Genomic DNA, 23,003 nt, shown 5'->3' on the forward strand with positions numbered 1-23,003 from the left:
AAGACCCGCCAGGAGATCAGCGAATGGCGACCAGTTCGGCGTCGTCCGTGACCAGGTAGATCATGTTGCCGACCGCGATCGGGTTCAGCAGGACCGGCGAGCCGATCTTCAGCGTCTTTTCCTTGGCGCCGGTCTTGGCGTTCAGGGCCACGGCCTCACCGGTGCTGGAGACCGTGATCAGCCGGCCATTGGCCAGGATCGGGGTCGACCACAGGATCGGATGCTTGGCGCGCTTCTTCTTCTGCTTCTTGGACAGGGCCTCGGTGTTGTTAAGGTCCTGGATCCAGTAGACCGCGCCGTTCTCGCGCGAGACGCAGATCACCTGGCCGGCCTTGTCAACCACATAGACGACGTCGCCCGCGGCCCACGGCGTGGTGATCGCGGTGATCGGCAGGGTCCAGCGCGGCTGGCCGGTGCGCAGGTCGGTGGCGGCGAACACGCCCGAGTGGCTGACGGCGAAGACGTCGCCCTTGTAGATCACCGGGCGGCCCGGGATGTCGCGGATTTCCGACAGCGCGTTCGTGCGGCTGGCGCGCGACAGGGCCTCGTTCCACAGGTCGTTGCCGTTGGCGGCGCGGAGAGCCACCAGCTCGCCCGAGGCGAAGCCGGCGACGACGGTGTCGCCGCTGACGGCCGGCGTCGAGGCGCCCAGGATGCGGGCCGGCTCGCTCAGGGCCTGATAGGTCCAGCCCGGCGTGCCGTTCTCGGCGTTGAAGGTCAGCAGCTCGTTGTCGGTCGACACCACGAACACCCGGCCGTCGACGACCGTCGGGGCGCCGTGAATCGGGGTCGAGGACGGCTGGGTCCAGTTCAGATTGCCGTTCGCAGCGTCGATCTGGGCCACGAAGCGGAAGCCCGAGGCGACATACAGCTTGTTGTCGGGACCCAGAGCCACGCCGCCGCCGAAGCCCGAGCGGTCGTTCTTCTGCGGGATCAGACCCAGGAAGCCGCCCTTGCGGGTCGGACCGGCGGCGGGGCGCAGGTCCTTGCTCCAGATGATCGAACCGGACTTGGCGTCGATGGCCGACACCTCGGCGATGCCGTCCATGACGTAGATGCGCTCGCCCGAAGCCACCGGCGGAGCGGTGACGTGGAACTTGCGGCCGCCCTTCTTGCCGAAGCCGCGCTTCCAGGCGACCTGGAAGTCCTTGCCGGCGTCGACATGCTCGACCGACTGCTCGCCATTGCCGCCCGGCAGGCGCCACTCGGCCTGGACCGCCGGTTCGGGCAGGTAGAAGTCGGCGCCCTTCAGGCCCTCGTTAGCCTCGACCTTCTGGTCGAAGGCGATGATCGAGATGCGCTGACCCTGGCTGGCGGTGGACTTGTTCTTGTCCTTGTCGCCGAAGGGATTGAGCTTGGAGACCGTCGAACAGCCGGTGACGGCCATCGAGGCCGACATCAGCGCCACCAGGGCGACGGAACGCTTGGAGATCATCAGGCGGCTCATTGGGCGTTGGGAGCGGCGTTGGGAGCGGGCGCCAGGCTGACCGGCGGGGTCGGCGGCAGGGCGGCGGCGGCCTTGACCGCAGCGGCCAGTTCCTTGGCCGAACCCGAGTCGATCATCTGCATGGCGGCCTGGGCGCGCTGACGCACTTCCTCGGACGTGTTGTCCAGTGAATTGGCCAGGACCACGAAATCGCCGCGCGCGCCGGCCAGATCACCGGCCTGCAGCTTCGCGAACGCCAGGGCTTCCTTGGCGTACACGCGGTACGGGCTCTTTTCCCCCGCCAAAGGCGTCAACCTCGCTTCGATGTCCTTGTAGGACGCCGTGTCCATCAGGGCGAAGGCGGATTTGAGGCGAGCCAGGTCGCCCATCAGCGCGTCCGGCGCGGCCTTGGCGGCCTCGTCGAAATAGCCGACCGCGTCCTTGGTCTTGTTCTCTTCCATGCGGATGTCGCCCATCTGCATCAGAGCCAGAGCCTTGTAGCCGCGCGCGCCGCCGTCGGCGACGGTCTTGAACTGGTCGAACGCCTTGCTCGGACCGTTCTTCTGCGCCGCTTCCAGCGCGGCCTGGTAGCCTTCCGAGGCCTTGTTGGCCTGCGACGTCTTGTAGGAGTCCCAGCCCCAGTAGCCGCCGACGCCGATCACCGCCGCCGCAACGGCCGCCACCACCCAGGGCAACGACTTGGTCGCCAGGCTGCGATAGCGCTCCCCGCGAAGCTGCTCTTCGACTTCGTCAAAAACATCGACCACGAAACGAGGCTCCGAAACAGGCGCTAGCGCCTTGGACGTCGCGCCCGAAATCCGGCCGACATCGCTGGTTTAACACTGATTGTGGCGAGCGGAGGGCCGCCCGTCGAGGCGGCGAACCTATAGCGTGCCGCGCGCCGTCGCAACGAGCCGTTTTAGGGCTTCTTGGCGTAGTAGGTCTCGGCCTCGCCGGGGAAGCTGCGATCCTTGACGTCGCGGGCGTAGTCGGCGGCGGCTCGGGTGATTTCGCCCTTCAGATCGGCGTAGCGGCGAACGAACTTCGGGGTCCAGTCGAACAGGCCCAGCATGTCGTCGGTGACCAAGATCTGGCCGTCGCAGCCGGCCGAGGCGCCGATGCCGATGGTTGGCGGGTCGATGGCTTTTGTGATCTCGCGGGCCAGGCTTTCGGCCACGCCCTCGACCACGACGGCGAAGGCGCCGGCCTCTGCGGTGGCGCGGGCTTCCTCCAGGATTCGCTCACGTTCGGCCGTGTCGCGCCCCTTGGCCTTGAACCCGCCGTCGACCAGCACGGCCTGAGGGCGCAGGCCGACATGGCCCATGACCGGCACGCCGCGCTCGGTCAGGTAGCGGATCGTCTCGGGCACGGTCGGACCGCTCTCGACCTTCACGGCTTGAGCCCCGGTCTCCTTCATGATCCGCACGGCGTTGGCATAGGCCTCTTCCAGCGAGCCCTCGTACGAGCCGAACGGCATGTCGATGACGACCATGGCCTTCTTCGAGCCGCGCATGACAGCCTGACCATGCAGGATCATCATCTCCAGCGTCACGCCGACGGTGTTGGGCAGGCCGTGGACGACCATGCCGACCGAATCCCCGACCAGCAGCAAGTCGCAGGCCGAATCCAAGGCCGCCGCGACCGGCGCGGTATAGGCGGTCAGGCAGACGATGGGCTCACCGCCCTTGCGGCCGGCGATGTCGGGTGCGGCCAGGCGGCGGACGGTCTCTTCACGGTGAGCGGACAGGACGAGGCCTCCCAAACGACGCACTTCAGGGGCGTCGTTGTGGGCTGGATCGTCCCGCCTCGCAACCTGAACGGCGATCAGGCGCTCGCTAAAACTCCTCGACCGCCCGCGTCACCGCGAAGGCCAGGGCGATCACCGCCAGGCCGGCCGCCATCCAGAGCGCCTCGCCACTGGCCGGCGCGCCGCTGACCAGGGCGCTGACCTTGTTCAGTCCCGCGTCGATCTCGCTGGAGAAATTGCGCCCGCTGTTGCGCGACAGCTCCGCCATCTCGCTGGAGAAGCGAGTGGTCAGGATCTGGAACGCGGCGAACAGGCCCGCAGCCGTGCCGGCCAGGCCGATGAAGACCCGCCGCATCGCCCAGCCGCGGTCCAGCTTGCCCGCGACCTCGGCATTGAACAGCGCCGCGTCCGGGAACGACGGCGCTTCGGCGAACAGCCGGCTCAGCTGGGCTTCGAAATCGGGTTCAGCCATGAGCTTCCCTCCTCGCGCCTTCCTCGGGTCGGGCCAGTTTCGCCCGAAGTTTATCCAAACCACGTCTGACATGGGATTTCACCGTGCCGATCGGGATATTCAACGCTTCGCCCGCCTCGGCGTGCGACCAGTCGGCGCCGTAGCAGAGCGAAACGCACAAACGCTCGCCGCGCGACAGCGACTTCAGGGCCTCGTCCAGGTCGATGCGGCTGGCCGCGTCGGCAGGCGTGTCGCGGACGCTCAGGTCCTCGACCGGCTCCAGATTGTCCGAGAAGATCAGCCGCGCCTCGCGCTTGACCTTCTTGAGGTACAGTCGGGCCGCGATCTTCTTGATCCAGGCGCCGAAGGTCCCCTCCCCGCGATACTCGGCCGCCTGTTCGAAGCCGGTCATGAAGGCGTCCTGAGCCAGGTCGTCGGCGGTGGCCGAGTCGGCGCCCAGGCGACGAAGCAGCCCGCGGACGGCCGAGCCGTGCCGTCGCACGAGCTCCCCATAGGCCCGGCGATCCCCGCTCGCCGCGCGGGCGGCAAGTTCGACATCGTGGCCGGTTGGCGGGCGATCCATGCCCATTGCAATCAAACCCCTCCCAAGGTTTTGCGGCTAGACCCGCGGTTCCTTGTGCGGATTGAAGAAGCTCAGAGCGATCAGCGCCAAGCCGATCACGCTGGGAATGATGGCGATGCCCAGCAGCGGGTGCAGGGCCTCCTCCTCGCGAATGCCGATCATGGCGCCAAGCCCGCCGATACCCAGGCCGATGGCGAGCCAGATGACGCCCGAACGCATGTCGCGCAGCGCCGTCGGCGGGCCCTTCACATTGCGGGTCAAGGCTTCGATGACCTCTTGCGGCACCGGCTGGCCCTTCTCGATCGCCGAACGCAGGGTGGCCTGCATCTCCTTGCGATCCCGGCTCTTGAGCCAGACCGGCGTGATGCACACTGCGGCGATGCAGGCGAAAAACGCGATGGGAACGATGACGTCTTCCATGTCGACCTCTGATGCTTGGACGACGCCCCCGCGCCGCCTTCACTAGTAAGAGGCGTTCATGGCCCCGTTTGGAGGCGCCCGCCGCCATGAAACTTTCGTAAGGCGGGAATCAGCGGATCGACAGCCCTAACCGCTTCCAGACCGACGGCCCGCCCGCGAGCATCGCCGCCCCGGCCAGGACCAGGATCGCCGCGACCGGCGCCAGGCTGGGCGCGACGGCCGAGACGGCCAGATCCAGCGCCGGCGCGCAGGCCCAGAGCACCAGGCCGATCACCACCGCCCCAGCGGCAGCGGCGCTGACCCGCTCGAGGAAAAGCTGGCGTTCGGCGCGCTTCATCACCTCGGCGGTAAAGACGTCGGCGAGGCTCTGCCTGGGCTCCTCGCCCAGGAAGGCCGACAGTTGATCGTCCAGGTTCATCGCGAACCTCCCATAACCGCCAGAAGCCGCTCTCGGCCTCGGACAACATGCGACTTGACGGTGCCCAGGGGAAGCCCCAGCGCCTCAGCCGCCTCGGCGTGAGACCAGCCCTGGCCCAGGCACAGCGTGACGCAGGCGCGCTGATCCTCAGGCAGGGTCGCCAGGGCCGCCTCGAGAGCCATGCGGTCCTCAGGCCCGACCTCGGCGGCGGCCTCCAGTTCCTGCTCGCCCCGCCAGGCTTCGTCGCGGGCGGCCGCGCGCTGGGCGCCGCGCCGCTGCGACAGGGCCTTCTTCCATGCCACGCCATAGAGCCAGGCCCGAAAGCCCTCGTCCTCGCGCAACTTCGGAAGCCCCGCCCAGGCCGCCACGAAGGCCTCCTGAGCGATGTCGTCGGCGTCGATCCAGCCGCTCTTGCGGAGGAAACCCCGCAAGGGCTTTTCGTGGATCGCCACCAGCCGGGCGAATGCCGCCTGGGATCCCGCGCGCGCCTGTCTGACGAGCGCGGCGTCCATCAGACCGTCGGTCCGTTCCGGTCGAGCAGCACCTGCACCAGGGTCGCCGCGCACAGGGCCAGCATGACGAAGGCGACGATCACGAACGCCTCGCCGGCGCCGTAGATGTCGGTGGCCGCGGCGAAGGCGAAGCCCGCGCCCAGGATCCCGAACAGCACCACCTGGTACCAGGTGCGCTCGCGGCGGCGGCGATAGCGGGGACGCTCGTCCTCGTCATCGGCCTCGCCGTGCCAGCGCTTGTTCAGGCGGGCCATCAGCTCGGGCGGCGGCTCGCGGCCCGACTGGGCGTAGGTCTTGATCAGGTCCAGGGTCTCGCGATTGGCCCGATACGACAGCCAGCTCTGCCAGGCCCCGTAGACAAACCAGCTCAGCGGGAAGAGCAGCCACCAGAACTGGCGGAAAAGGTCCTCGAACATGTTGGTTCCTAGCGTTGCATCTGAGCGACCAGCGCTGCGGGGGGCTCGCGACCGGCGTCGGCCAGTTCGCGCAGGGTGCGCACCACTTCCTGGCGGGCGCGATAGTCCAGCCAGGCGCGGAAGCCGGCCTGAGCCATGAAGCCCATGGGGAACAGCAGCCACCAGAAGTCGCGGAACAGGTCGGCCATGTGCGGCGGTCCTTCGATCAAGGGCGCGATCATTCGCGCTTTCGAAGGTTAGTCGCCGCCGACCACCGCCTTGGATGCGCCGACATACGAAATAATTTCGGACATCGAGGCGAAAGACACCGTCGGCCCGTGCTGGGCCAGGATCGCCGGCTTGGCGTAGCCCCAACCGACGGCGCCACAGTCGAGGCCCACCGCGCGGGCAGCCTCGATGTCACGGGTCTCGTCGCCGATGCAGATGACCTTGTCGCGCGAGACGCCCTTGGACGTCACCTGCTTGAACTTGCGGGCCTTGCCGAACAGCGACGCGCCGCACGAATAAAGGCTGATCAGGTCGCCCAGCTCCTTACCCAGCACCCGGCGGATCACCGCCTCGCTGTTGGAGCTGACCACCGCGATCTTGACCCCGGCCTCGTGCAGGGTGCGCAGCATGCGAGCGGTTTCAGGAAACAGCGGAATGGTGTGGGCGTCGGCGGCCATCAGCTTCTTGCCGGCGCGCGCGATCAGCGGGAGCTTCCACGGCGAGACGCCAAGATAGCGAATGACCTCGCGGGTGCTGCGCCCGCGCAGCATCTCGATCTCCTCGTCGGTGACGGTCTTGAAGCCGTACCGGCGGGCCATCGGATTGACGGCGCGCATCATCCAGGCGGCGCTGTCGGCCAGCGTGCCGTCGAAGTCGAAGATGACCAGTTCGTACCGCGAGATCACGTCCTCCCCCACGCGCTCAGCCCCTTTTTCGCCCGCGAAACGCGGATGCTCCGTCCAGTGATAGACTGATCCCCCGGAAGTTGTCGTCTTAAAGTTCGCGCGACGAGCGACGTAAGGGGTGGATAAGCCCTCAGCCGAAGACGGCCCCATAGAGATCGGGCTTGAAGCCGACCAGACGGCGATCGCCCAGGTCCAGCACCGGTCGCTTGATCATCGACGGCTGGGCCAGCATCAGCCCGATGGCGTTGTCGGCGTCCAGGTTCTGGCGGTCGGCTTCATCCAGCTTGCGGAAGGTCGTACCCGCACGGTTCAGGATCACCTCCCAGCCGTGCTCGGCCACCCAGGCCTCCAGATGCGGGCGATCGATACCGACGGCCTTGTAGTCGTGGAAGTCGTAGGCCTGGCCCTTGGCCTCCAGCCACTTGCGAGCCTTGGCGACCGTGTCGCAATTCTTGATGCCATACATCGTCGGGGTCATGGCCGCTCCTTAGCCGTTCAGGCCCCACTCGCCCAGCACGATATGCTGGGTTTGTCCCAGCTTGCTCTGCACGAGGACGAAGCGGTCTACGGTCCAGCCGATCGGGTCGATGGCCTGGGCCGGAACGACCTGGCCGTCGTAGAGCAGCGTCACGTGCGGCACGAACTGCTTGTCTGGCTTGAGCTTGGTCCTGGCCATCTTCTCGCCTAGCGCCTTCTGGAAGTCGATCAGCGTCTCGACACCCTCCCCGCCCTGCAGGGTGAAGGGGTTGTTGCCCGGACGGTTGGCGAAGCTGACGGCGCGGTCCAGCGTCACGTCGAACGGCGCGTGGGCCAGGGCCACGCCGGTCTCCCTGCCCCTGGCTACGATGTCATTGGGCAGCCCCACATAGTCGCCCAGGTGATGCAGGGTGATGTGGAAGCGTTCGGTCAGCAGCGGCGCGCCGCGCAGTCCCAGCGCGCCCTTCAGCCGGCGAGCCTCGGCGGCGATGCGTTCGGCGGTCGCCGCGTCCGGGTACAGCAGGAACATCAGCCGATCGGTCGGCGTGGGCGGGTCGAAGCCCGGCAGGCCCATCTGCTGCGTCATGCGTCTCTCCTTGGCGAGCGTCACGGTTAGCCCGCTTCGCGCCGGGATCAAACGCTGCATTACATTTCGTTTACGCGCGTAATCGATCGCTTGACGAGAACGTTTACGTGCGTAATCGTCAGAGGATGGAAACGCACCGCATCAGCGCCGCCGAAAGCGAAGTCATGAAGGTCCTTTGGGCCGACAGCCCCAAGCCGGCAGAGGACGTGCTGGCCATACTGGCCAAGGACCAGGGCTGGGCCGAAGGTACGGTGAAGACCCTGCTCAACCGCCTGCTGAAGAAGGGCGCGATCGCCGCCGATAAGGACGGCCGCCGCTTTCTCTATCGCCCGCTGATCGGTCGCGACGACTATGTCGACACCGAGAGCCAGGGCCTCCTGGACAGACTGTTCGATGGCCGCCTGGCGCCGCTGGTCAGCCACTTCTCCAAGCGCGAGAAGCTGAACCCCGAGGACGTCGCCGAGCTGCGCCGCCTGCTGGAGAAGCTCGATGATGGCCAGTGAGCTCGCTCCCTTCCTGCTGAAGGCCAATCTGGCCGTCGCCGCGGCGGTGCTGCTGGTCCTGGCCCTGCGCCGACCTGTCCGCGCGGCTTTCGGAGCCCGCAGCGCCTATGCCCTGTGGCTGGTGCTTCCCCTGTCGATCCTGGCGCTGCTGATCCCGGCGCGCACGGTCGTCATTCCCTTCGAGTCCGCTCAGGCCTCGCCCATTGCCCAGGCGCCGTCCACCGCAGCCCCGGCAACCGCGGCCGCCCAAGCGCAGACGCCCCTGCCCTGGGCCGAGATCGCGCTTAGCCTCTGGGCGCTCGTCGCCCTGGGCGGCCTGGCGATCCAGGCCGAGCGCCAGCGGCGGTTCGTCCGTTCGCTGGGCCGGCTGAGCGCCGCCGATGGCCTGCTGTGGTCAGACCGCCCCGGCGTCGGTCCGGCGGTGATCGGCGCCCTGGCCCCGCGCGTCGTACTGCCCGCCGACTTCGCCCAGCGCTTCACGGCGCAGGAACAGGCCCTGATCCTGGCCCACGAGCAGAACCACCTGGCCGTCGGTGACGCCCAGATCAACGCCCTGGTCACGGGCCTGCAGTGCCTGTTCTGGTTCAACCCGATGATCCACCTGGGCGCGGCCGCCCTGCGCATCGACCAGGAGATCGCCTGCGACGCGGCCGTGCTGGCCCGCCATCCCAAGACCCGCCGCGCTTATGGCGAAGCCATGCTGAAGACCCAGCAGGCCGCCTGCGCGCCTCCGCTCGGCTGCCACTGGCCAGCCTCCGCCAACCAGCAACTGAAGGAACGCTTCACGATGCTCTCCCGTCACCACGCCCATCGCGGCCGCCACCTGGCCGGCGCGGCGGCCGTCGCCCTGCTGGGCCTGTCGGCCGGCGTCGCCGCCTGGGCCGCCCAGCCGGCGCAGGTCGTCCAGCAATCGCCGCAGCAGGCCAGCCGCGCCATCGCCCGTCACCTTGGCCAGCCGCTGTTCGACGCCGTTCGGGCTCGCGACCTTGCCGCCGTCCAGGAACTGCTGGCTCTCGGCGCGAACGCCAACGCCGTGTTGCCCGGCGACGGCTCGCCGCTGATCGAAGCGGCCCGTCGCGGCGAGAGCCAGATCGTCCAGGCGCTGCTGACCGCCGGCGCCGATCCGAACCTGGCCGTGCGCGGCGACGGAGCCCCGCTGATCCAGGCTTCGATTTCGGGCCATCTGGACATCGTCCAGGCCCTGGTGGCCCGCGGAGCCAATGTCGAGATCTTCGTGCCCGGCGACGAAACCCCGCTGATCAACGCCGCCCAGGCAGGCCGGCTGGACATCGTCACCTATCTGGTCGAACGCGGCGCGGACGTGAACCGCGCGGTGCAGGCCAATCCGGGCGAGATGCGGTCGCCGCTGAGCCAGGCGCAGAAGAACGGCCATGGCGCCGTCGTGAACTACCTGAAGGCCCGGGGCGCGCGGTCCTAAGGACCCGCCCCAACTTTCCCTTACAAATCAGCGAGTTTTTCAACGATGGCGATCATCGACGCCCGGACTCTGCCCAATGCCAGCCGGATCGAAGCCGATCTGGTGATCATCGGCGGCGGCATGGCCGGCATCACCTTGGCCAAGGAGTTGGCCGGCGGCCCGCTGAAGGTCGCCCTGCTGGAGAGCGGCGGGCTGGAGATCGACATGGAGGTCCAGGCCCTCTATGCGGGCTCGGCCGTTCAAAAGGCTCCAGGCCAGCCCGATCGGCCGTTCGATGACTATCCGATCCAGTCGCGGGTGCGGGCCCTGGGCGGCTCGGGTCTGGTCTGGGGCGGCAAGTGCGCGCCGCTGGACCCGGCCGACTTCGCCAAACGCCCGTGGATCGCCCACAGCGGCTGGCCAATCACCCGCCAACAGATGCAGCCCTACTACGATCGGGCCTGCGACCTGCTCGAGATCCCGCGCTTCCCACTGGAGATGGTCAGACCGACCGAACCAGAGCGCCAACCGCTGGCGCTGGATCCGGCCGACGGCTTCTTCCCCGCCCCGCGCGAATTCTCGAAGTTCTCCGGCGGCGCGGACAAGACCGCCTTCGACCGTTTCCGCACGGATTTCGCGCAAGCGCCGAACATCACCGTCTATCTACACGCCAACGTCACCCGCATCCGCCGCGAGGCCGATCGGATCACGGGGCTCGACGTAGGCTGCCTCTCGGGACAGCGCCACACGGCGATCGCCCAGCGCTACGTTCTGGCGGTCGGCGGCATCGAGAACGTGCGGCTGCTGCTGGCCTCAGACAACCTGGGCAACCGGTACGACCTGGTCGGTCGCTTCTTCCAGGGCCACGTGACCTATTCCAACGACGGCGACGCCGAGACCGAGGGCTCGGCCGTGGCCATCGCCCGCAAGACGCCAATGGACCTCTACGCGCCGTCCAAGCGCATGGCGGCCTATTGCGTGATCGGCGCCGATCTATCGGCCCAGCAGCGTCTGAAGACCGGCAACTTCACCGCCACCCTGTTCAAGGCGACCTTCTCCGGTCCCGAGACCAAGGTCGGAGCCGACACCCGGACGATCGGCAAGACCACCGCCCAGGATGGCGACGGCCAGCTTCTCGGCTACTTCGCCATGGCCGAGCACTTTCCCCATCCCGAAAGCCGCGTGACCCTGGATCCCGAGCACAAGGACCCGTTGGACATGCCGCGCGTACGGCTGACCTGGACCTACGCCGCCAAGGATCACGACGACCTGGTGCGCTCGGTCGAGGGATTGTCCGACGCTCTGGGCGCTTCGGGCGAAGGCCGGATGTGCTGGTCGATCCCGCGCGGCCAGTTGCTGGCCATCTCCAGCGCCTCGCGCCATCACATGGGCACGACGCGGATGCACGCCGATCCCAGGAAGGGCGTGGTCGACGCCGACCTGCGTCTGCACGAGGCCAGGAACCTCTATGTCGCCGGCAGCTCGGTGTTCCCCACGTCCGGCATCGCCAACCCGACCCTGACCATCCTGGCCCTGGTCATGCGCCTGGCCGATCACCTCAAGCACGAGACGGGAGCCGCCCGATGACCAGCCGCCGCGACCTGCTGGCCGCCCTGGTGGCGCTAGCCGCTACGCCCGCCATGGCCCGCGAGCCGACGCCGTTTCCCGGTCTCGATCCTGCCGCCGTCAAGCGCATGGGAGAAGCTTGGCGCGCCGCCCATCCCGACATCGCCCTCCGAAAGCTGGAGGCGCGCCTCTTCCCTGGCGGACGCGGCAAGGCCGCCCTGCCCCGGCTGCGCGAGCAGGCCGCGGCCGACTTCCGGCGCGGAGCGGTCTTCGTCTATCGCGGCTGGCGGTTGTCGGACACCGAGGGCGCGCTGTTCGCCCTGCTGTCCCTGGAAGCCTAGGACGCGCGGCGCACGGCCGAGGCCTCAACCCGTGTCCAGGTCTGCGACTTGCACAGGAAGTTGGGCAGCAGGCAGCCCTTGGCGCGCAGCGAGGCGCGGTCCAGCAGGCGCACCTGACCCGAGAAGGTCATGTTCAGGTCGGGCACGAAGACCTTGCCCTTCCATTCGTTGTTGTCCTTGGTCGCGGTGAAGTCGCGCAGCAGCTGCATGCCGATCAGGCCCTGGTTACTGCCCTTCTTGACGTCGGCCTGCGCGTCAGCGTTGGCCCAGACGACATAGCCGCAGGTCTCCTGACCGCAGCCCTTGATCTCGATATGGACACTGCCCTTGGGATTGCGCCAGACGCCATAGAGGTCGCCGGTGTTGCCGGCGGGTTGCGCCATGGCGCCGCCAGTCACGCCCAGGGCGACGATCGCCCCAAGCCACATCGTTCGGCTCATGCAGCCGTCCTTCCGTAAATTCACAATGCGCCAAACCCCGGCCAGAACCTAAGGCCTCGGGAGGTCGGAAGCCAGAGGGGCTTTCCGCCGCAGAGACCAATGCCCCGGCCCGCATCGGGTTTCCGGCAGGGAAGGTTGACGACAGGCGCCGCCGATAGAGAAGCTTCGACAAGACGAAGGAAAACTTGGCTTCAAATCCTACCAATTCGATAGGAGTTTTCGTCGCGAATTGGAACCTGCGGCTCAGACCGCACGCCGACAATGGGGATAAGTCCAGTGATCAAGCGTCTTCTCATCGGGACCGCCGCCGGCGCTCTCGGCGTCACCTTCGCCAGCGGGGCCTATGCCCAGGCGACCAACAACACCGAGTTGGAGCAGGTCATCGTCACCGCCCAGCGGCGCGAGCAATCGGCTCAGGACGTCGGCGTCGCCCTGTCGGTGCTGTCGGGCGAAACCCTGGACGCGCGCGGCGTGACCAACGTCAACCAACTGCAGTTCCAGACCCCCAGCCTGGAGGTGATCCCGGCCTTCGGCGGCGGCCAGCCGCAGTTCCGCCTGCGCGGCGTCGGCTTCGACGACTACGCCACCAACAACACCCCGACCGTCGGCGTCTATGTCGACGAGGTCGCCTATCCGGTGCCGGCCGCCACGCAAGGCGTGCTGTTCGACATCTCGCGGGTCGAGGTGCTGCGCGGGCCGCAAGGCACGCTCTACGGCCGCAACACCACGGGCGGCGCGATCAACTTCATCACCAACCGTCCCACCGACCAACTGTCGGCCGGGATCATCGGTGAATATGGCCGCTTCGACTCGGCCAAGGTCGAGGGCTTCATCTCGGGCCCGCTGTCGTCGACCTTGAAGGGGCGTCTGTCAGCCGTCACCGAGCAAGGCGGCGCCTGGCAGCGTAACCGCACGACCGGCGAGAAGCTGGGCGACGCCGACCGCACCGCCGTGCGCGGCCAGTTGCAATGGACGCCCAGCGCCAGTGTCGACGTGCTGGTCAACGCCCACTACGGCCGCGACAAGTCCGATGGCCAGGGCCTCTATCTGCTGAACGTGCCCGGTCAGACGGGCGATACGCGCTACAACGCCACGGGCTGGGGTCGCTCGGCCGCCTTCGCGCGGCTAGCCGGCGTCACGGCGACCGAAGCCCCCTCGCGCGACAACGAGTCCGGCGGCGGCGCGATCACCGCCAATATCGACCTGGGCTTCGCCAAGCTGACCAGCATCAGCAGCTACGAGACCCTCAAGCGCCGCGAACTGAACGACTGGGACGCCAAGCCGACCTCGGAGTCCGACACCTTCTGGGGCAGCGACGTCGACATCTACTCGCAGGAACTGCGCCTGGCCTCGAAAGACACCGGCCCGCTGAACTGGGTGGCCGGCGCCTATTACAGCCGCCAGACCCTGGACGAGACGTTCCTGACCGACTTCACCCAGAGCCTGGGCTTCATCACCGACACCAGCTACCGCCAGAAGGTCGAGTCGCTGAGCGGCTTCGGCCAGCTGGAATACAGCCTCACCCCGCGCCTGAAGGCGATCGTGGGCGCGCGTTACGAACACGAGGAACGTGACCTCGAGAACTTCGCCACCAAGATCGGCGGCGCGCCGCTGTTCACCAACGGCAATCGCCACACCTCGCTGAACGAGCTGTCGGGCAAGGCCGGCTTCGAGTTCCAGGCCGACGACAACGTGCTGCTCTATGCGAACGTCAGCCGGGGCGTGAAGTCGGGCGGCTTCACCGTCTACAACTCGCCGCAGTCCGACCAGATCAACGCCTTCCAGCCGGAAGTCGTCTGGGCCTATGAGGCCGGCTTCAAGGGCGACCTGGCCCCGAACCTGCGCCTGAACGGCTCGGCCTTCTACTACGACTATCGCAACCAGCAGGTGCTGGCCGTGGTCATCAACCCGACCAACGGCGCCATCGGCCGGATCACCAATGCGCCGAAATCCGAGATCTTCGGGGCCGAGCTGGAACTGCAATGGAGCCCCGCGCCCGGCCTGCAGATCACCCAGAACGCCGGCTTCAAGAAGGGCACCTACAAGGAGTTCGACGACGTCGACGCCAACACCGCGGCGCGTAACCCGACGACCGGTCTGTGGTCGGCCCAGACCATCGACCGCGCCGGTCAGCGCCTGAACTTCCCGCGCCTCAGCTATGGCGGTTCGGTCAGCTATACCTGGGCGGTCGGCGATTTCGACATCCAGGCGGCGACGGACTACAGCTATCGCGACACCGCCACCTCGTTCCTGGGACGGGAGTTCACGGTCGACTCGTTCTGGCTGGCCAACGCCAACCTGACGATCCAGCCCAAGGATGGCCCGTGGAGCCTGGGCCTTTGGGGCCGCAACATCTTCAACGAGAAGTACGACGTGACCCGCAACTACTTCCTGGCCTCGGCCAAGATCGGCGCGGCTGGTCGTCCCGCGACCTATGGCGTTCGCGCCAGCTACGCCTTCTAATCAGGCCGTCGGGGAGAACCGCTCATGCTGAAGATCATCCTGTTGAGCCTGGGCGGCCTCGCGGCCCAGGTGGTGCTGATCGCCTTCGTAGGCTGGCTGGCCCTGCGCGGGCCGGACATCCCCTACGACAAGCTGGAGGCCCAATACGCCTCCAGCGCCTCGCACTATGCCGACCTGCCGGGCGGCGTGCGGCTGCACTACAAGGACGAAGGCAAGCGCGACGGCCCAGTGCTGGTGCTGGTGCACGGCTTCGGCGACAGCCACTTCTCGTGGGAGGGCTGGGTTAAGCGCCTTTCCGACCGCTACCGGATCATCACCGTCGACCTGCCCGGTCACGGCCTGACCCGCGCCCCGGACGGCTACCAGGCCACCGCCGACGGCTATGCCGACCTTATCGACGCCCTGGCCGCGAAACTGGCTCTGCCGCCCTTCGCCATCGCCGGCAACTCGATGGGCGGCGGCGTGTCCTGGCAGGTCGCCACCCGCCACCCGGAGCGCCTCTCCAGCCTGATCCTGGTCGACGCCGCGGGTTGGCCGGCCAGCACGCTGAAGAAGCCGCCATTGGCCTTCAAGCTGCTGCAATATCCGTGGGGCCGGGCCTTCCTGCGCTCGATCGACAACAAGCCGCTGATCCGTTCGGGCCTGCGCGGCCAGGTCGGAGATCCGGCCGTGATCACCGATCCCTTCATCGATCGCTGGGCCGAGCTGCAGCGCGCCCCCGGCCACCGCGCCATCCTGATGTCGATCCAGCCGGGCAAGCACAGCCAGGCGACCAAGGATGTCCTGGCGAGCATCAAGGTCCCGACCCTGATCCTGTGGGGCGAGATCGACCCGCTGCTGGAGGTCGACGGCGCCCACAAGTTCGCCGACGCCATCCCGGGTTCGAAGCTGATCGTCTATCCCAAGGTCGGCCACCTGCCGCAGGTCGAGATTCCCGAGCGCTCGGCCGACGACGTCGCCGCCTTCCTCTCCGAGACCGCCGCCCGCTAGAGTATCCGTTATGCGTACCGACTATCTCGGCAATCCGGTCAGCCCGGGCTCCGACGCGGCCCTGGCGGCCGTCGACAACTTCGTCGACGGCTTCCTCAGCTACGAGACCCGGGCGGCCGAGGTGATCGCCGCCGCCGAGGCCGAGCCGGGCAGCGCCTTGCTGAACGCCTATGCCGCGATCCTATGGCTGCTGCTGGAGGCCCCGGAAGCGGCCGAACGCGCCGCGCCCTATCTCGACCGGGCGCGGGCGGCGGCGGCCAACGACCGTGAGCGAAAGATCATCGCCTTTGCGGACGCCTGGGCAAGCGACGACATTCCAGGCGCCCTGGAGATCGCCGACGCAATCCTGGCCGCCTGGCCGCGCGACCTGCTGATCCTGAAGCTGCGCCAGTATCACGACTTCAACCGCGGCGACTTCCCGGCCATGCTGCGCGTCGCCAGCGCCGCCCTGCCCCACGCGGCCGACGTCGCGCAGTTGCACGGCATGCTGGCCTTCGCCTACGAGCAATGCCACCTGCTGACGGAGGCCGAGGCCGCCGCCAGACGCGCCCTTGAACTCAAGCGCAAGGAGCCCTGGGCCCAGCACGCCATCGCTCACGTGATGCTGACTCAAGGCCGCATCGACGAGGGCGCGGCGTTCCTTGAAGGCGTGCAGGACACCTGGACCGGCCTGAACTCGTTCATGGACACCCACCTGTGGTGGCACCTGGCGCTGTTCCACCTCAGCCAGGGCCGCGAGGCGCAGGCGCTAGCGGCTTACGACGACCATGTCTGGGCCCAGGCCAAGGACTATTCCCAGGACCAGGTGGGAGCCGTGTCGCTGCTGGTGCGGCTGGAGCTGGCCGGGATCGAGGTTGGCGACCGCTGGCGCGACCTCGCCGACCACTTGGCGACGCGCGCCGACGACGTGGTCCAGCCGTTCCTGAGCCTGCAGTATCTCTACGGCCTGGCCCGCGCCGGCCGCCCGGAGGCCGACGCCCTGCTGGCCGCCGTGCGTCGCGCGGCGCTGGAGGCCCCCGACTTCGTCCGCCCCACCTGGCGCGAAGTCGCCCTGCCGGCCGCCGAGGGGCTGGTCGCCCATACGCGCGGCGACCACGCCGCCGCCTTGCGAGGACTACAGGTGGCCCTGCCCCGCCTGGTCGAGATCGGCGGGAGCCACGCCCAGCGCGACCTGTTCGAGCAGATCGTGCTGGACGCCCTGATCGGCTCGGGCCGCCTGGCCGAAGCCCAGCAGGCCCTGGAACTGCGCCGCGCCCACGATCCCGACGGCGTGCCGCTGAACCGCACCCTGGCCGAGATCTACGACCGGCTGGACCTCCCCGCCGAGGCCGCCAAGGCCCGCGCCCGCGTCGACCAGCGCCTGGCGGCCCTGGCGTGAAACTCTCCTCGTTCTTCTCCGGCCTGCTGGCGGCCTGCGCCCTGCTGGTCGCGCCGCTGGCCGTCCAGGCCCAGACCAGCCTCACTGTCGGCTTGCAGCTGGAGCCGCCAAATCTGGATCCCACCTCCGGCGCGGCGGTGGCGACCGACGATGTCGTCTACGGCAACATCTTCGAGGGCCTGGTCCAACTGGACCCGCAAGGCGCGGTCAAGCCGCTGCTGGCGACCTGGTGGGAAGTTTCGCCCGACGGACTGAGCTACACCTTCCACTTGCGGCAAGGCGTGCGCTTCCAGGACGGGACCGCCTTCGACGCCGCCGTCGCCAAGTTCAGCCTGGACCGCGCTCTGGCCGCGACCTCGACCAACGTCCAGAAGCAGGCCCTGGGCGCCATCGCCCGCATCGAGGCGGTCGATCCCCGGACCCTGCGCCTGATCCTGAACCGGCCCGACGGCAACCTGCTGAACGTCATGGCTTTGGGCGACACGGTGATGGTCTCGCCCAAGTCTGCCGGCAAGCTGGCGACCGACCCGATCGGCACGGGTCCCTTCAGGTTCGCCGGCTGGCGGCGCGGCGATTCCGTGACCCTGGACCGCTTCGACGGCTACTGGGGCAAAGGCGCGAAGCTGGCCCAGGTGCGATTCCGGTTCATCGGCGATCCGGCGGCGGCCTTCGCGGCGATCAAGACCCGCGAAGTCGACGCCTTTCCCGACTACCCCGCGCCCGAGAACCTGGCCCAGCTGCGCGCCGATCCGAAGCTGAAGGTCATCGCCGCCGCCAGCGAGGGCGAGGTCATCCTGGGCGTCAACAACCGCACCGGCCCGCTGGCCAACGTGCGGGTGCGCCGCGCCATCCAGCACGCCCTGGACCGCCGAGCGATCATCGATGGCGCGATGTACGGCTACGGCACGCCGATCGGCAGCCATTTCCCGCCGCAGAACGCCGCCTATGTCGACCTCACGGGCCTGCATCCGCATGACATCGCCAAGGCCAAGGCGCTGCTGACGGAAGCTGGCTATCCGAACGGTCTCGCGCTGACCCTGAAGCTGCCGCCGCCCAACTACGCCCGCCGCAGCGGCGAGATCATCGCCGCTCAACTGGCGCAGGTCGGAATCAGGGTGAAGATCGAAAACGTCGAATGGGCCCAGTGGCTGGACCAGGTGTTCGCTCGCCACGCCTTCGACCTGACCGTCGTCAGCCACGCCGAGCCGATGGATTACGACATCTACGACCGGCCCGACTACTATTTCGGCTACTCCAGCCCAGCCTTCCACGCCCTGATGGGACAGCTGCAAGCGGCGACCGACGAAGGCCAGCGCGCCGCGATCCTGGGCCAGATCCAGCGTCGCATCGCCGACGACGCGGTCAACGGCTTCCTGTTCCAGTTCCCACGCCTGGGCGTGTTCGACGCGCGGCTGAAGGACTTCTGGGTCAATTCTCCGACCCGCAGCATCGACCTGGCCAACGCATCGTTCGACGGCGCCGGCGGCGGTGGGATCGCTTCGGGCCGGAGCGGCGGCGGCGCGATCCCTGGCCTCGTCCTGGCCATCGCTGTCGTCGGCGGCCTGGCCTGGCTGACCGCGCGGTTCGGCGCTGTCTGGCTTGCCGGTCGCGCGGCGATCATGGCCGTGACCCTGCTGGCCGCCAGCGCCGTGATCTTCACCATCATCCAGGTGGTCCCCGGCGATCCGGCCGCCTTCATGCTAGGCCTCAACGCCAGCCCCGAAGCCGCCGCCAACCTGCGCCAGCAGATGGGCCTGGAAGGACCGGCGGCGCAGCGATACGCCGCCTGGCTGCTGGGCATGGTCCGCGGCGACTTCGGCGTCAGCTACACCTACCAGACCCCCGTCGCAGGCCTGCTGGCCGAGCGGATCGGCGTCTCCCTGCCGCTAGCCTTGTTGGCCATGATCCTGTCGGTCGTGGTTGGAGCGCCGATCGGGGCGCTCGCCGCCGCACGCCGAGGCAAGGCCGCCGACACCGTCGTCATGGGCCTGACCCAGGTCGGCGTGGCGATCCCAAACTTCTGGTTCGCGGTGCTGCTGGTCATGGCGTTCTCGATCGGCCTGGGCTGGTTCTCGGCCGGCGGTTTCCCGGGCTGGGACGCCGGCCTGTGGCCCGCCCTCAAGGCCCTGACCCTGCCCGCCATCGCCCTGGCCGCGCCGCAGGCGGCGATCCTGGCTCGCGTGACCCGCTCGGCCCTGATCGACACCCTGGCCGAGGACTACATGCGCACCGCCCGCGCCAAGGGGCTTACGGCTAGCCAGGCCCTCTGGCGCCACGGCCTGCCCAACGCTCTGATCCCGATCCTGACCATCCTGGGCCTGCAGTTCCCGTTCCTGCTGGCCGGCGGGGTGATCATCGAGAATGTCTTCTTCCTGCCCGGCCTGGGTCGCCTCGTCTTGCAGGCCATCGGCCAGCGCGATCTGATCGTGGTCCAGGGCGTGGTCATGCTGCTGGTCTTTGCCGTGGTCGCCACCAACTTCCTAGTCGACGTCGCCTATCGCCTGGTTGATCCGCGCCTGAGTGGGAGGGCCGCCCGATGAGCCGCGCCGCGCCCACGCTGGTCATCGGCGGCGCGATCAGCGCGCTGTTCGTCGCCCTGGCCTTGCTGTCGTTCATCTGGACGCCCTATGCGGTCACTGATTTCGACATCGCCCATCGCCTGCAGGGGCCGTCGACCGCCCATTGGCTGGGCCTGGATCACTTCGGCCGCGACGTCGCCTCGCTGATCCTGCTGGGCGCGCGCAACGCCCTGCTGGTGTCGCTGGTGGCGGTGCTGCTGGGCGCGGGCCTGGGCGTGCCGCTGGGCCTGCTGGCCGCCGCCCGAGGCGGCTGGATCGACGAGCTGGTCATGCGCGGCGCCGACGTCGTCTTCGCCTTCCCGGCCCTGATCCTGGCGATCCTCCTGACCGCGGTTCTAGGTCCCGGCGCGCTGAACGCGGTGATCGCCATCGGGGTGTTCAACGTTCCCGTCTTCGCCCGGCTGACGCGCGGCTCAGCGCTGTCCTTGTGGACCCGCGACTATGTCCTGGCCGCCCGCGCCGCCGGCAAGGGCGCAGCGCGGATCTCGCTGGAGCACGTGCTGCCGGGCCTCCTCAGCGTGCTGATCGTCCAAGCCACCTTGCAGTTCTCGCTGGGCGTGATCGCCGAGGCGGGCCTGTCCTATGTCGGTCTGGGCGCGCAGCCGCCCGCCGCCAGCTGGGGCAAGATGCTGGCCGACGCCCAGACCCTGGTCGCCGTCGCGCCGCTGCAGGCGATCTTCCCCGGCCTGGCCATCGTCATCACCGTGCTGGGCCTGAACCTGCTGGGCGATGGCCTTCGCGACCGTCTGGACCCGCGCCTGACGGAGGACCGCTGACATGGCCCTGCTGGAGATCCGCGACCTCTCGGTGTCCATCGGCGAACGCCCGATCCTGCGCGGCCTGAACCTGTCGCTCGAGGCCGGTCAGGTGCTGGGCGTCGTGGGCGAGTCCGGCTCGGGCAAGTCGATGACGGCCCTTTCGATCCTCGGCCTGCTGCCGGCCGGCGCCCAGGTGAGCGGCGCCGTGACCTTCGACGGCGAAGATCTCCTCGTCATGCCCGACCACGCCCTGGCGCGGCTGCGCGGCAACCGCATCGGCATGATCTTCCAGGAGCCGATGACGGCCCTGAACCCGGTGATGACCATCGGCGCTCAGGTCGGCGAAGTGGTGCGTATCCATCGCAAGGCCTCCCGCAAAGAAGCCTTGGCCGCTGCCCGCCAGGCCCTGGATCGCGTCGGCCTCCAGGCCATCCCCCTGACCCGCTATCCGCACGAGCTGTCCGGCGGCCAGCGCCAGCGTGTCGCCATCGCCATGGCCATCGTCCTGACGCCGCGCCTGTTGATCGCCGACGAGCCGACCACGGCGCTGGACGTCACCACGCAGGCCCAGATCCTTGACCTGCTGCGCCAGCTGGCCCGAGAGGACGATGCGGCCCTGATCCTGGTCAGCCATGACCTTGCCGTGGTCGCCGAAGTCGCCGACCAGGTGGCCGTGATGCAGGACGGCCAGATCGTCGAGGCCGGCGAGACGGGCGCGGTGTTCGCCGCGCTCGGCCATCCCTACACCCGCAAGCTGGCCGCCGACGCCGAACGCGCGCCGGCCCGCAATCGCAGGCCCGACCCGGCCGCCGCGCCGGTTCTGGAGGCTCAAACCCTGACCCGTGACTATCCGGGGGCGCGCCGACTGCTGGGCCGCGGCCCGGCTCATCGCGCTTTGAACGCGGTGTCCCTGACGATCCGCCCCGGCGAGATCGTGGGCCTGGTCGGCGAGTCCGGCAGCGGCAAATCGACCTTGCTGCGCGCCCTGCTGGCCTTGGAGCCGGTCCAAGGCGGTCAGGTGCGTTTGGCCGGCGAGCCCTTCACGCCGCGCTCGTCGGCGCGACGCCGCAAGCATCTTCAGATCGTCTTCCAGGACCCTCACGGCAGCCTCGACCCACGCTGGACCGTCGAGCGGCTGGTCGCCGAACCGCTGCACCTGCTGGGCGCGTCCCTTGCCGAGCGCCGCGCCAAGGTCGAGGCCGTGCTGGCCCAGGTCGGCCTGCCGGCCGAGGCCGCAAACCGCTACCCGCACCAGTTCAGCGGCGGCCAGCGTCAGCGCATCGCCATCGCCCGCGCCCTGATCGTCCAGCCCGATGTCATTGCCCTGGACGAGGCGGTCTCGGCTCTGGACGTCTCGGTGCGCGCCGAGGTGCTGGACCTGCTGGCCCGGCTTTCCGACGAGCTGGGCGTGGCCTATCTGTTCGTGACCCACGACATGGGCGTGGTGCGCGGCCTGACCGACCGGGTGCTGGTGCTAAAGGACGGCGTCATCGTCGAACAGGGCCCGACCGCCGAGGTGTTCGCCGCGCCACAACATCCGTACACGGCACAACTGATCGCCGCGACGCCGGATCTGAAGCGCGCGCTGGCTCAGCGCGCCAGATAGACCCCGCGCGCGATCGCTCGAGCCAGGCAGTCGCCGGCCGCCGAACCCAGGCGCGCGATGCGGCGCAGACGCTCGGTCTCGCCGAACGCGACCTCGCCCGAGGCGACTGCGAACACCACGTCGCCGTCGAAGGGCGTATGGGCCGGCCGCACGGCGCGGGAGAGGCCGTCCTGGGCCATCATCGCCAGGCGCTTGCACTCGGCGGGCGTCAGGGCGGCGTTGACCGCGACCACGGCCAGGGTGGTGTTGGCGCCCTGGGTCAGTCGCCCCTGCCCCGCCAGGCGGGAGTCATCGGGCATCGGCTCGATGGCGCTCTGCGGACCGGTCGGGACGCGCCCTCCGAATTCGCCGTCGATCTCGAACGGCCAGGCCCAGAACGTCTGGCCGTCGGGCATGAAGACCGAGCCTACCGGATTGACCGCCGCCAGGGCCCCCACCATCAGGCCATCGCCGAGGTCCAGCGAGGCCGAGCCCAGCCCGCCCTTCACCAGACCCGCCCGCGCGCCACGACCGGCCCCGACCGAGCCCAGCTCGAACGTCTCGCCAGCGGCGACCAGAGCATCCTGCCCCAGGCGACGGTAAGGAGGATCGACGCCCCAGGCCTTGTCGCCGCCATTGGCCAAGTCGTAGAGCACCGCGCCGCCCACGATCGGCGCGGTCGGCGCGCCGGGACGCACCGGAAAGCCTTCGCCCGCCGCCGAGAGCGCCGCGGTGACGCCGTCGGCCGCGCCTAGGCCAAACACGGAGCCGCCACTCAAGGTCAGGGCGTGCAGGCGGGCATAGCCGTTCTCAGGCGACAGGGTCTCGGTTTCACGCACGCCAGGACCGCCGCCGCGCACGTCGACGGCGGCGCTCCAGCCGCCGGGGAAGCGGGCCACGGTCACGCCGCTGGCCACAGCTTCGTCGGTGGCGTTGCCGACCAGCAGCCCCGGGACGTCGGTGATCAGATTACGCGGACCGGGTCGAAGCAAGGCGGCGTCCTTCAAGGGATTCGGCGAGCGAAGCGGCACTCTAGCGGAAAGGCGTGCGGGCG

Annotated in this window: 25 protein-coding genes; 10 read left to right on the forward strand and 15 right to left on the reverse strand. The window is 68.8% G+C overall.

Going from position 1 to position 23,003, the window contains the following annotated elements:
* Positions 1-16: 16 nt before the first annotated feature.
* From E1H18_RS19735 to E1H18_RS19795, 13 genes are all read right to left on the reverse strand, one after another.
* Positions 17-1,447 carry a PQQ-like beta-propeller repeat protein gene (locus tag E1H18_RS19735; protein WP_172271637.1) on the reverse strand — a complete coding sequence of 477 codons (1,431 nt, stop codon included), beginning with the start codon at positions 1,445-1,447 and terminating at the stop codon, positions 17-19.
* On the reverse strand, positions 1,444-2,193 hold the full coding sequence (locus tag E1H18_RS19740) for a tetratricopeptide repeat protein (protein ID WP_172271639.1): 750 nt from the start codon (positions 2,191-2,193) through the stop codon (positions 1,444-1,446). The genes E1H18_RS19735 and E1H18_RS19740 overlap by 4 nt, the downstream gene beginning before the upstream one ends.
* A gap of 152 nt (positions 2,194-2,345) precedes the next feature.
* Positions 2,346-3,173 carry a 3-methyl-2-oxobutanoate hydroxymethyltransferase gene (gene panB, locus E1H18_RS19745; protein ID WP_172271855.1) on the reverse strand — a complete coding sequence of 276 codons (828 nt, stop codon included), beginning with the start codon at positions 3,171-3,173 and terminating at the stop codon, positions 2,346-2,348.
* A gap of 88 nt (positions 3,174-3,261) precedes the next feature.
* Positions 3,262-3,645: a hypothetical protein gene (locus E1H18_RS19750; RefSeq protein WP_172271641.1), complete on the reverse strand. Its 384-nt coding sequence runs from the start codon at positions 3,643-3,645 to the stop codon at positions 3,262-3,264.
* On the reverse strand, positions 3,638-4,222 hold the full coding sequence (locus E1H18_RS19755) for an RNA polymerase sigma factor (protein ID WP_172271643.1): 585 nt from the start codon (positions 4,220-4,222) through the stop codon (positions 3,638-3,640). The genes E1H18_RS19750 and E1H18_RS19755 overlap by 8 nt, the downstream gene beginning before the upstream one ends.
* A 21-nt stretch (positions 4,223-4,243) precedes the next feature.
* Positions 4,244-4,627 (reverse strand): DUF6249 domain-containing protein, encoded by a 384-nt coding sequence (locus E1H18_RS19760; protein WP_172271645.1) that lies wholly within the window; start codon positions 4,625-4,627, stop codon positions 4,244-4,246.
* 109 nt (positions 4,628-4,736) lie between these two features.
* Positions 4,737-5,045 carry a hypothetical protein gene (locus E1H18_RS19765; protein ID WP_172271647.1) on the reverse strand — a complete coding sequence of 103 codons (309 nt, stop codon included), beginning with the start codon at positions 5,043-5,045 and terminating at the stop codon, positions 4,737-4,739.
* A complete protein-coding gene (locus tag E1H18_RS19770) occupies positions 5,042-5,557 on the reverse strand; it encodes an RNA polymerase sigma factor (protein WP_172271649.1) in 516 nt (171 codons plus the stop codon). The genes E1H18_RS19765 and E1H18_RS19770 overlap by 4 nt, the downstream gene beginning before the upstream one ends.
* On the reverse strand, positions 5,557-5,973 hold the full coding sequence (locus E1H18_RS19775) for a hypothetical protein (RefSeq protein WP_172271651.1): 417 nt from the start codon (positions 5,971-5,973) through the stop codon (positions 5,557-5,559). Before E1H18_RS19775 ends, E1H18_RS19770 begins: the two co-directional genes overlap by 1 nt.
* Before the next feature lie 8 nt (positions 5,974-5,981).
* Positions 5,982-6,194 carry a hypothetical protein gene (locus E1H18_RS19780; protein ID WP_241736103.1) on the reverse strand — a complete coding sequence of 71 codons (213 nt, stop codon included), beginning with the start codon at positions 6,192-6,194 and terminating at the stop codon, positions 5,982-5,984.
* A 15-nt stretch (positions 6,195-6,209) separates the two neighbouring features.
* On the reverse strand, positions 6,210-6,878 hold the full coding sequence (locus E1H18_RS19785) for an HAD-IA family hydrolase (protein WP_172271653.1): 669 nt from the start codon (positions 6,876-6,878) through the stop codon (positions 6,210-6,212).
* 118 nt (positions 6,879-6,996) lie between these two features.
* Positions 6,997-7,344 (reverse strand): ArsC family reductase, encoded by a 348-nt coding sequence (locus tag E1H18_RS19790; protein ID WP_172271655.1) that lies wholly within the window; start codon positions 7,342-7,344, stop codon positions 6,997-6,999.
* Positions 7,345-7,353: 9 nt separating this feature from the next.
* The gene (locus E1H18_RS19795; protein WP_172271657.1) at positions 7,354-7,929 is read right to left on the reverse strand and encodes a 2'-5' RNA ligase family protein; all 576 of its coding nucleotides are present in this window, start codon (positions 7,927-7,929) and stop codon (positions 7,354-7,356) included.
* A 125-nt stretch (positions 7,930-8,054) separates the two neighbouring features.
* Here E1H18_RS19795 and E1H18_RS19800 point away from each other — a divergent pair, with 125 nt between their 5' ends.
* From E1H18_RS19800 to E1H18_RS19815, 4 genes are read left to right on the forward strand one after another with little or no spacing between them, the layout of a single operon-like run.
* Positions 8,055-8,432 carry a BlaI/MecI/CopY family transcriptional regulator gene (locus tag E1H18_RS19800; RefSeq protein WP_172271861.1) on the forward strand — a complete coding sequence of 126 codons (378 nt, stop codon included), beginning with the start codon at positions 8,055-8,057 and terminating at the stop codon, positions 8,430-8,432.
* Entirely contained in the window at positions 8,422-9,870 is a 1,449-nt protein-coding gene (locus E1H18_RS19805; protein WP_172271859.1) for a M56 family metallopeptidase, read from the forward strand. Before E1H18_RS19800 ends, E1H18_RS19805 begins: the two co-directional genes overlap by 11 nt.
* A gap of 45 nt (positions 9,871-9,915) precedes the next feature.
* Positions 9,916-11,436, forward strand: coding sequence for a GMC oxidoreductase (locus tag E1H18_RS19810; RefSeq protein ID WP_172271659.1), 1,521 nt, complete (start codon positions 9,916-9,918; stop codon positions 11,434-11,436).
* Entirely contained in the window at positions 11,433-11,756 is a 324-nt protein-coding gene (locus E1H18_RS19815) for a hypothetical protein (RefSeq protein ID WP_172271661.1), read from the forward strand. The genes E1H18_RS19810 and E1H18_RS19815 overlap by 4 nt, the downstream gene beginning before the upstream one ends.
* On the opposite strand, the gene E1H18_RS19820 is transcribed toward E1H18_RS19815, so the two are convergent.
* Positions 11,753-12,196: a DUF2147 domain-containing protein gene (locus E1H18_RS19820; RefSeq protein ID WP_172271663.1), complete on the reverse strand. Its 444-nt coding sequence runs from the start codon at positions 12,194-12,196 to the stop codon at positions 11,753-11,755. The genes E1H18_RS19815 and E1H18_RS19820 overlap by 4 nt on opposite strands.
* Before the next feature lie 276 nt (positions 12,197-12,472).
* Between E1H18_RS19820 and E1H18_RS19825 the strand changes: the two genes are divergently transcribed.
* From E1H18_RS19825 to E1H18_RS19850, 6 genes are read left to right on the forward strand one after another with little or no spacing between them, the layout of a single operon-like run.
* Positions 12,473-14,659, forward strand: coding sequence for a TonB-dependent receptor domain-containing protein (locus E1H18_RS19825; RefSeq protein WP_172271665.1), 2,187 nt, complete (start codon positions 12,473-12,475; stop codon positions 14,657-14,659).
* Positions 14,660-14,683: 24 nt separating this feature from the next.
* Positions 14,684-15,649, forward strand: a complete 966-nt coding sequence (locus E1H18_RS19830; RefSeq protein WP_172271667.1) for an alpha/beta fold hydrolase — start codon at positions 14,684-14,686, stop codon at positions 15,647-15,649.
* 10 nt (positions 15,650-15,659) lie between these two features.
* A complete protein-coding gene (locus E1H18_RS19835) occupies positions 15,660-17,027 on the forward strand; it encodes a tetratricopeptide repeat protein (protein ID WP_172271669.1) in 1,368 nt (455 codons plus the stop codon).
* The gene (locus E1H18_RS19840; protein WP_172271671.1) at positions 17,024-19,567 is read left to right on the forward strand and encodes an ABC transporter substrate-binding protein; all 2,544 of its coding nucleotides are present in this window, start codon (positions 17,024-17,026) and stop codon (positions 19,565-19,567) included. Before E1H18_RS19835 ends, E1H18_RS19840 begins: the two co-directional genes overlap by 4 nt.
* Positions 19,564-20,382, forward strand: coding sequence for an ABC transporter permease (locus tag E1H18_RS19845; RefSeq protein WP_172271673.1), 819 nt, complete (start codon positions 19,564-19,566; stop codon positions 20,380-20,382). Before E1H18_RS19840 ends, E1H18_RS19845 begins: the two co-directional genes overlap by 4 nt.
* Position 20,383: 1 nt before the next feature.
* On the forward strand, positions 20,384-21,970 hold the full coding sequence (locus E1H18_RS19850) for an ABC transporter ATP-binding protein (RefSeq protein ID WP_172271675.1): 1,587 nt from the start codon (positions 20,384-20,386) through the stop codon (positions 21,968-21,970).
* On the opposite strand, the gene E1H18_RS19855 is transcribed toward E1H18_RS19850, so the two are convergent.
* Positions 21,955-22,941, reverse strand: coding sequence for a P1 family peptidase (locus E1H18_RS19855; RefSeq protein WP_172271677.1), 987 nt, complete (start codon positions 22,939-22,941; stop codon positions 21,955-21,957). The two genes, E1H18_RS19850 and E1H18_RS19855, sit on opposite strands and share 16 nt — an antisense overlap.
* Positions 22,942-23,003: the final 62 nt, after the last annotated feature.

Source organism: Caulobacter sp. RHG1, from assembly GCF_013181195.1.
GTDB lineage: Bacteria > Pseudomonadota > Alphaproteobacteria > Caulobacterales > Caulobacteraceae > Caulobacter.

Coding starts and splice junctions, on each gene's coding strand:
- E1H18_RS19735 (WP_172271637.1), bottom strand. CDS start 1,447: ATGAGCCGCCTGATGATCTCCAAGCGTTCCGTCGCCCTGGTGGCGCTG.
- E1H18_RS19750 (WP_172271641.1), bottom strand. CDS start 3,645: ATGGCTGAACCCGATTTCGAAGCCCAGCTGAGCCGGCTGTTCGCCGAA.
- E1H18_RS19760 (WP_172271645.1), bottom strand. CDS start 4,627: ATGGAAGACGTCATCGTTCCCATCGCGTTTTTCGCCTGCATCGCCGCA.
- E1H18_RS19765 (WP_172271647.1), bottom strand. CDS start 5,045: ATGAACCTGGACGATCAACTGTCGGCCTTCCTGGGCGAGGAGCCCAGG.
- E1H18_RS19770 (WP_172271649.1), bottom strand. CDS start 5,557: ATGGACGCCGCGCTCGTCAGACAGGCGCGCGCGGGATCCCAGGCGGCA.
- E1H18_RS19775 (WP_172271651.1), bottom strand. CDS start 5,973: ATGTTCGAGGACCTTTTCCGCCAGTTCTGGTGGCTGCTCTTCCCGCTG.
- E1H18_RS19780 (WP_241736103.1), bottom strand. CDS start 6,194: ATGATCGCGCCCTTGATCGAAGGACCGCCGCACATGGCCGACCTGTTC.
- E1H18_RS19790 (WP_172271655.1), bottom strand. CDS start 7,344: ATGACCCCGACGATGTATGGCATCAAGAATTGCGACACGGTCGCCAAG.
- E1H18_RS19795 (WP_172271657.1), bottom strand. CDS start 7,929: ATGACGCAGCAGATGGGCCTGCCGGGCTTCGACCCGCCCACGCCGACC.
- E1H18_RS19800 (WP_172271861.1), top strand. CDS start 8,055: ATGGAAACGCACCGCATCAGCGCCGCCGAAAGCGAAGTCATGAAGGTC.
- E1H18_RS19805 (WP_172271859.1), top strand. CDS start 8,422: ATGGCCAGTGAGCTCGCTCCCTTCCTGCTGAAGGCCAATCTGGCCGTC.
- E1H18_RS19810 (WP_172271659.1), top strand. CDS start 9,916: ATGGCGATCATCGACGCCCGGACTCTGCCCAATGCCAGCCGGATCGAA.
- E1H18_RS19815 (WP_172271661.1), top strand. CDS start 11,433: ATGACCAGCCGCCGCGACCTGCTGGCCGCCCTGGTGGCGCTAGCCGCT.
- E1H18_RS19820 (WP_172271663.1), bottom strand. CDS start 12,196: ATGAGCCGAACGATGTGGCTTGGGGCGATCGTCGCCCTGGGCGTGACT.
- E1H18_RS19830 (WP_172271667.1), top strand. CDS start 14,684: ATGCTGAAGATCATCCTGTTGAGCCTGGGCGGCCTCGCGGCCCAGGTG.
- E1H18_RS19835 (WP_172271669.1), top strand. CDS start 15,660: ATGCGTACCGACTATCTCGGCAATCCGGTCAGCCCGGGCTCCGACGCG.
- E1H18_RS19845 (WP_172271673.1), top strand. CDS start 19,564: ATGAGCCGCGCCGCGCCCACGCTGGTCATCGGCGGCGCGATCAGCGCG.
- E1H18_RS19850 (WP_172271675.1), top strand. CDS start 20,384: ATGGCCCTGCTGGAGATCCGCGACCTCTCGGTGTCCATCGGCGAACGC.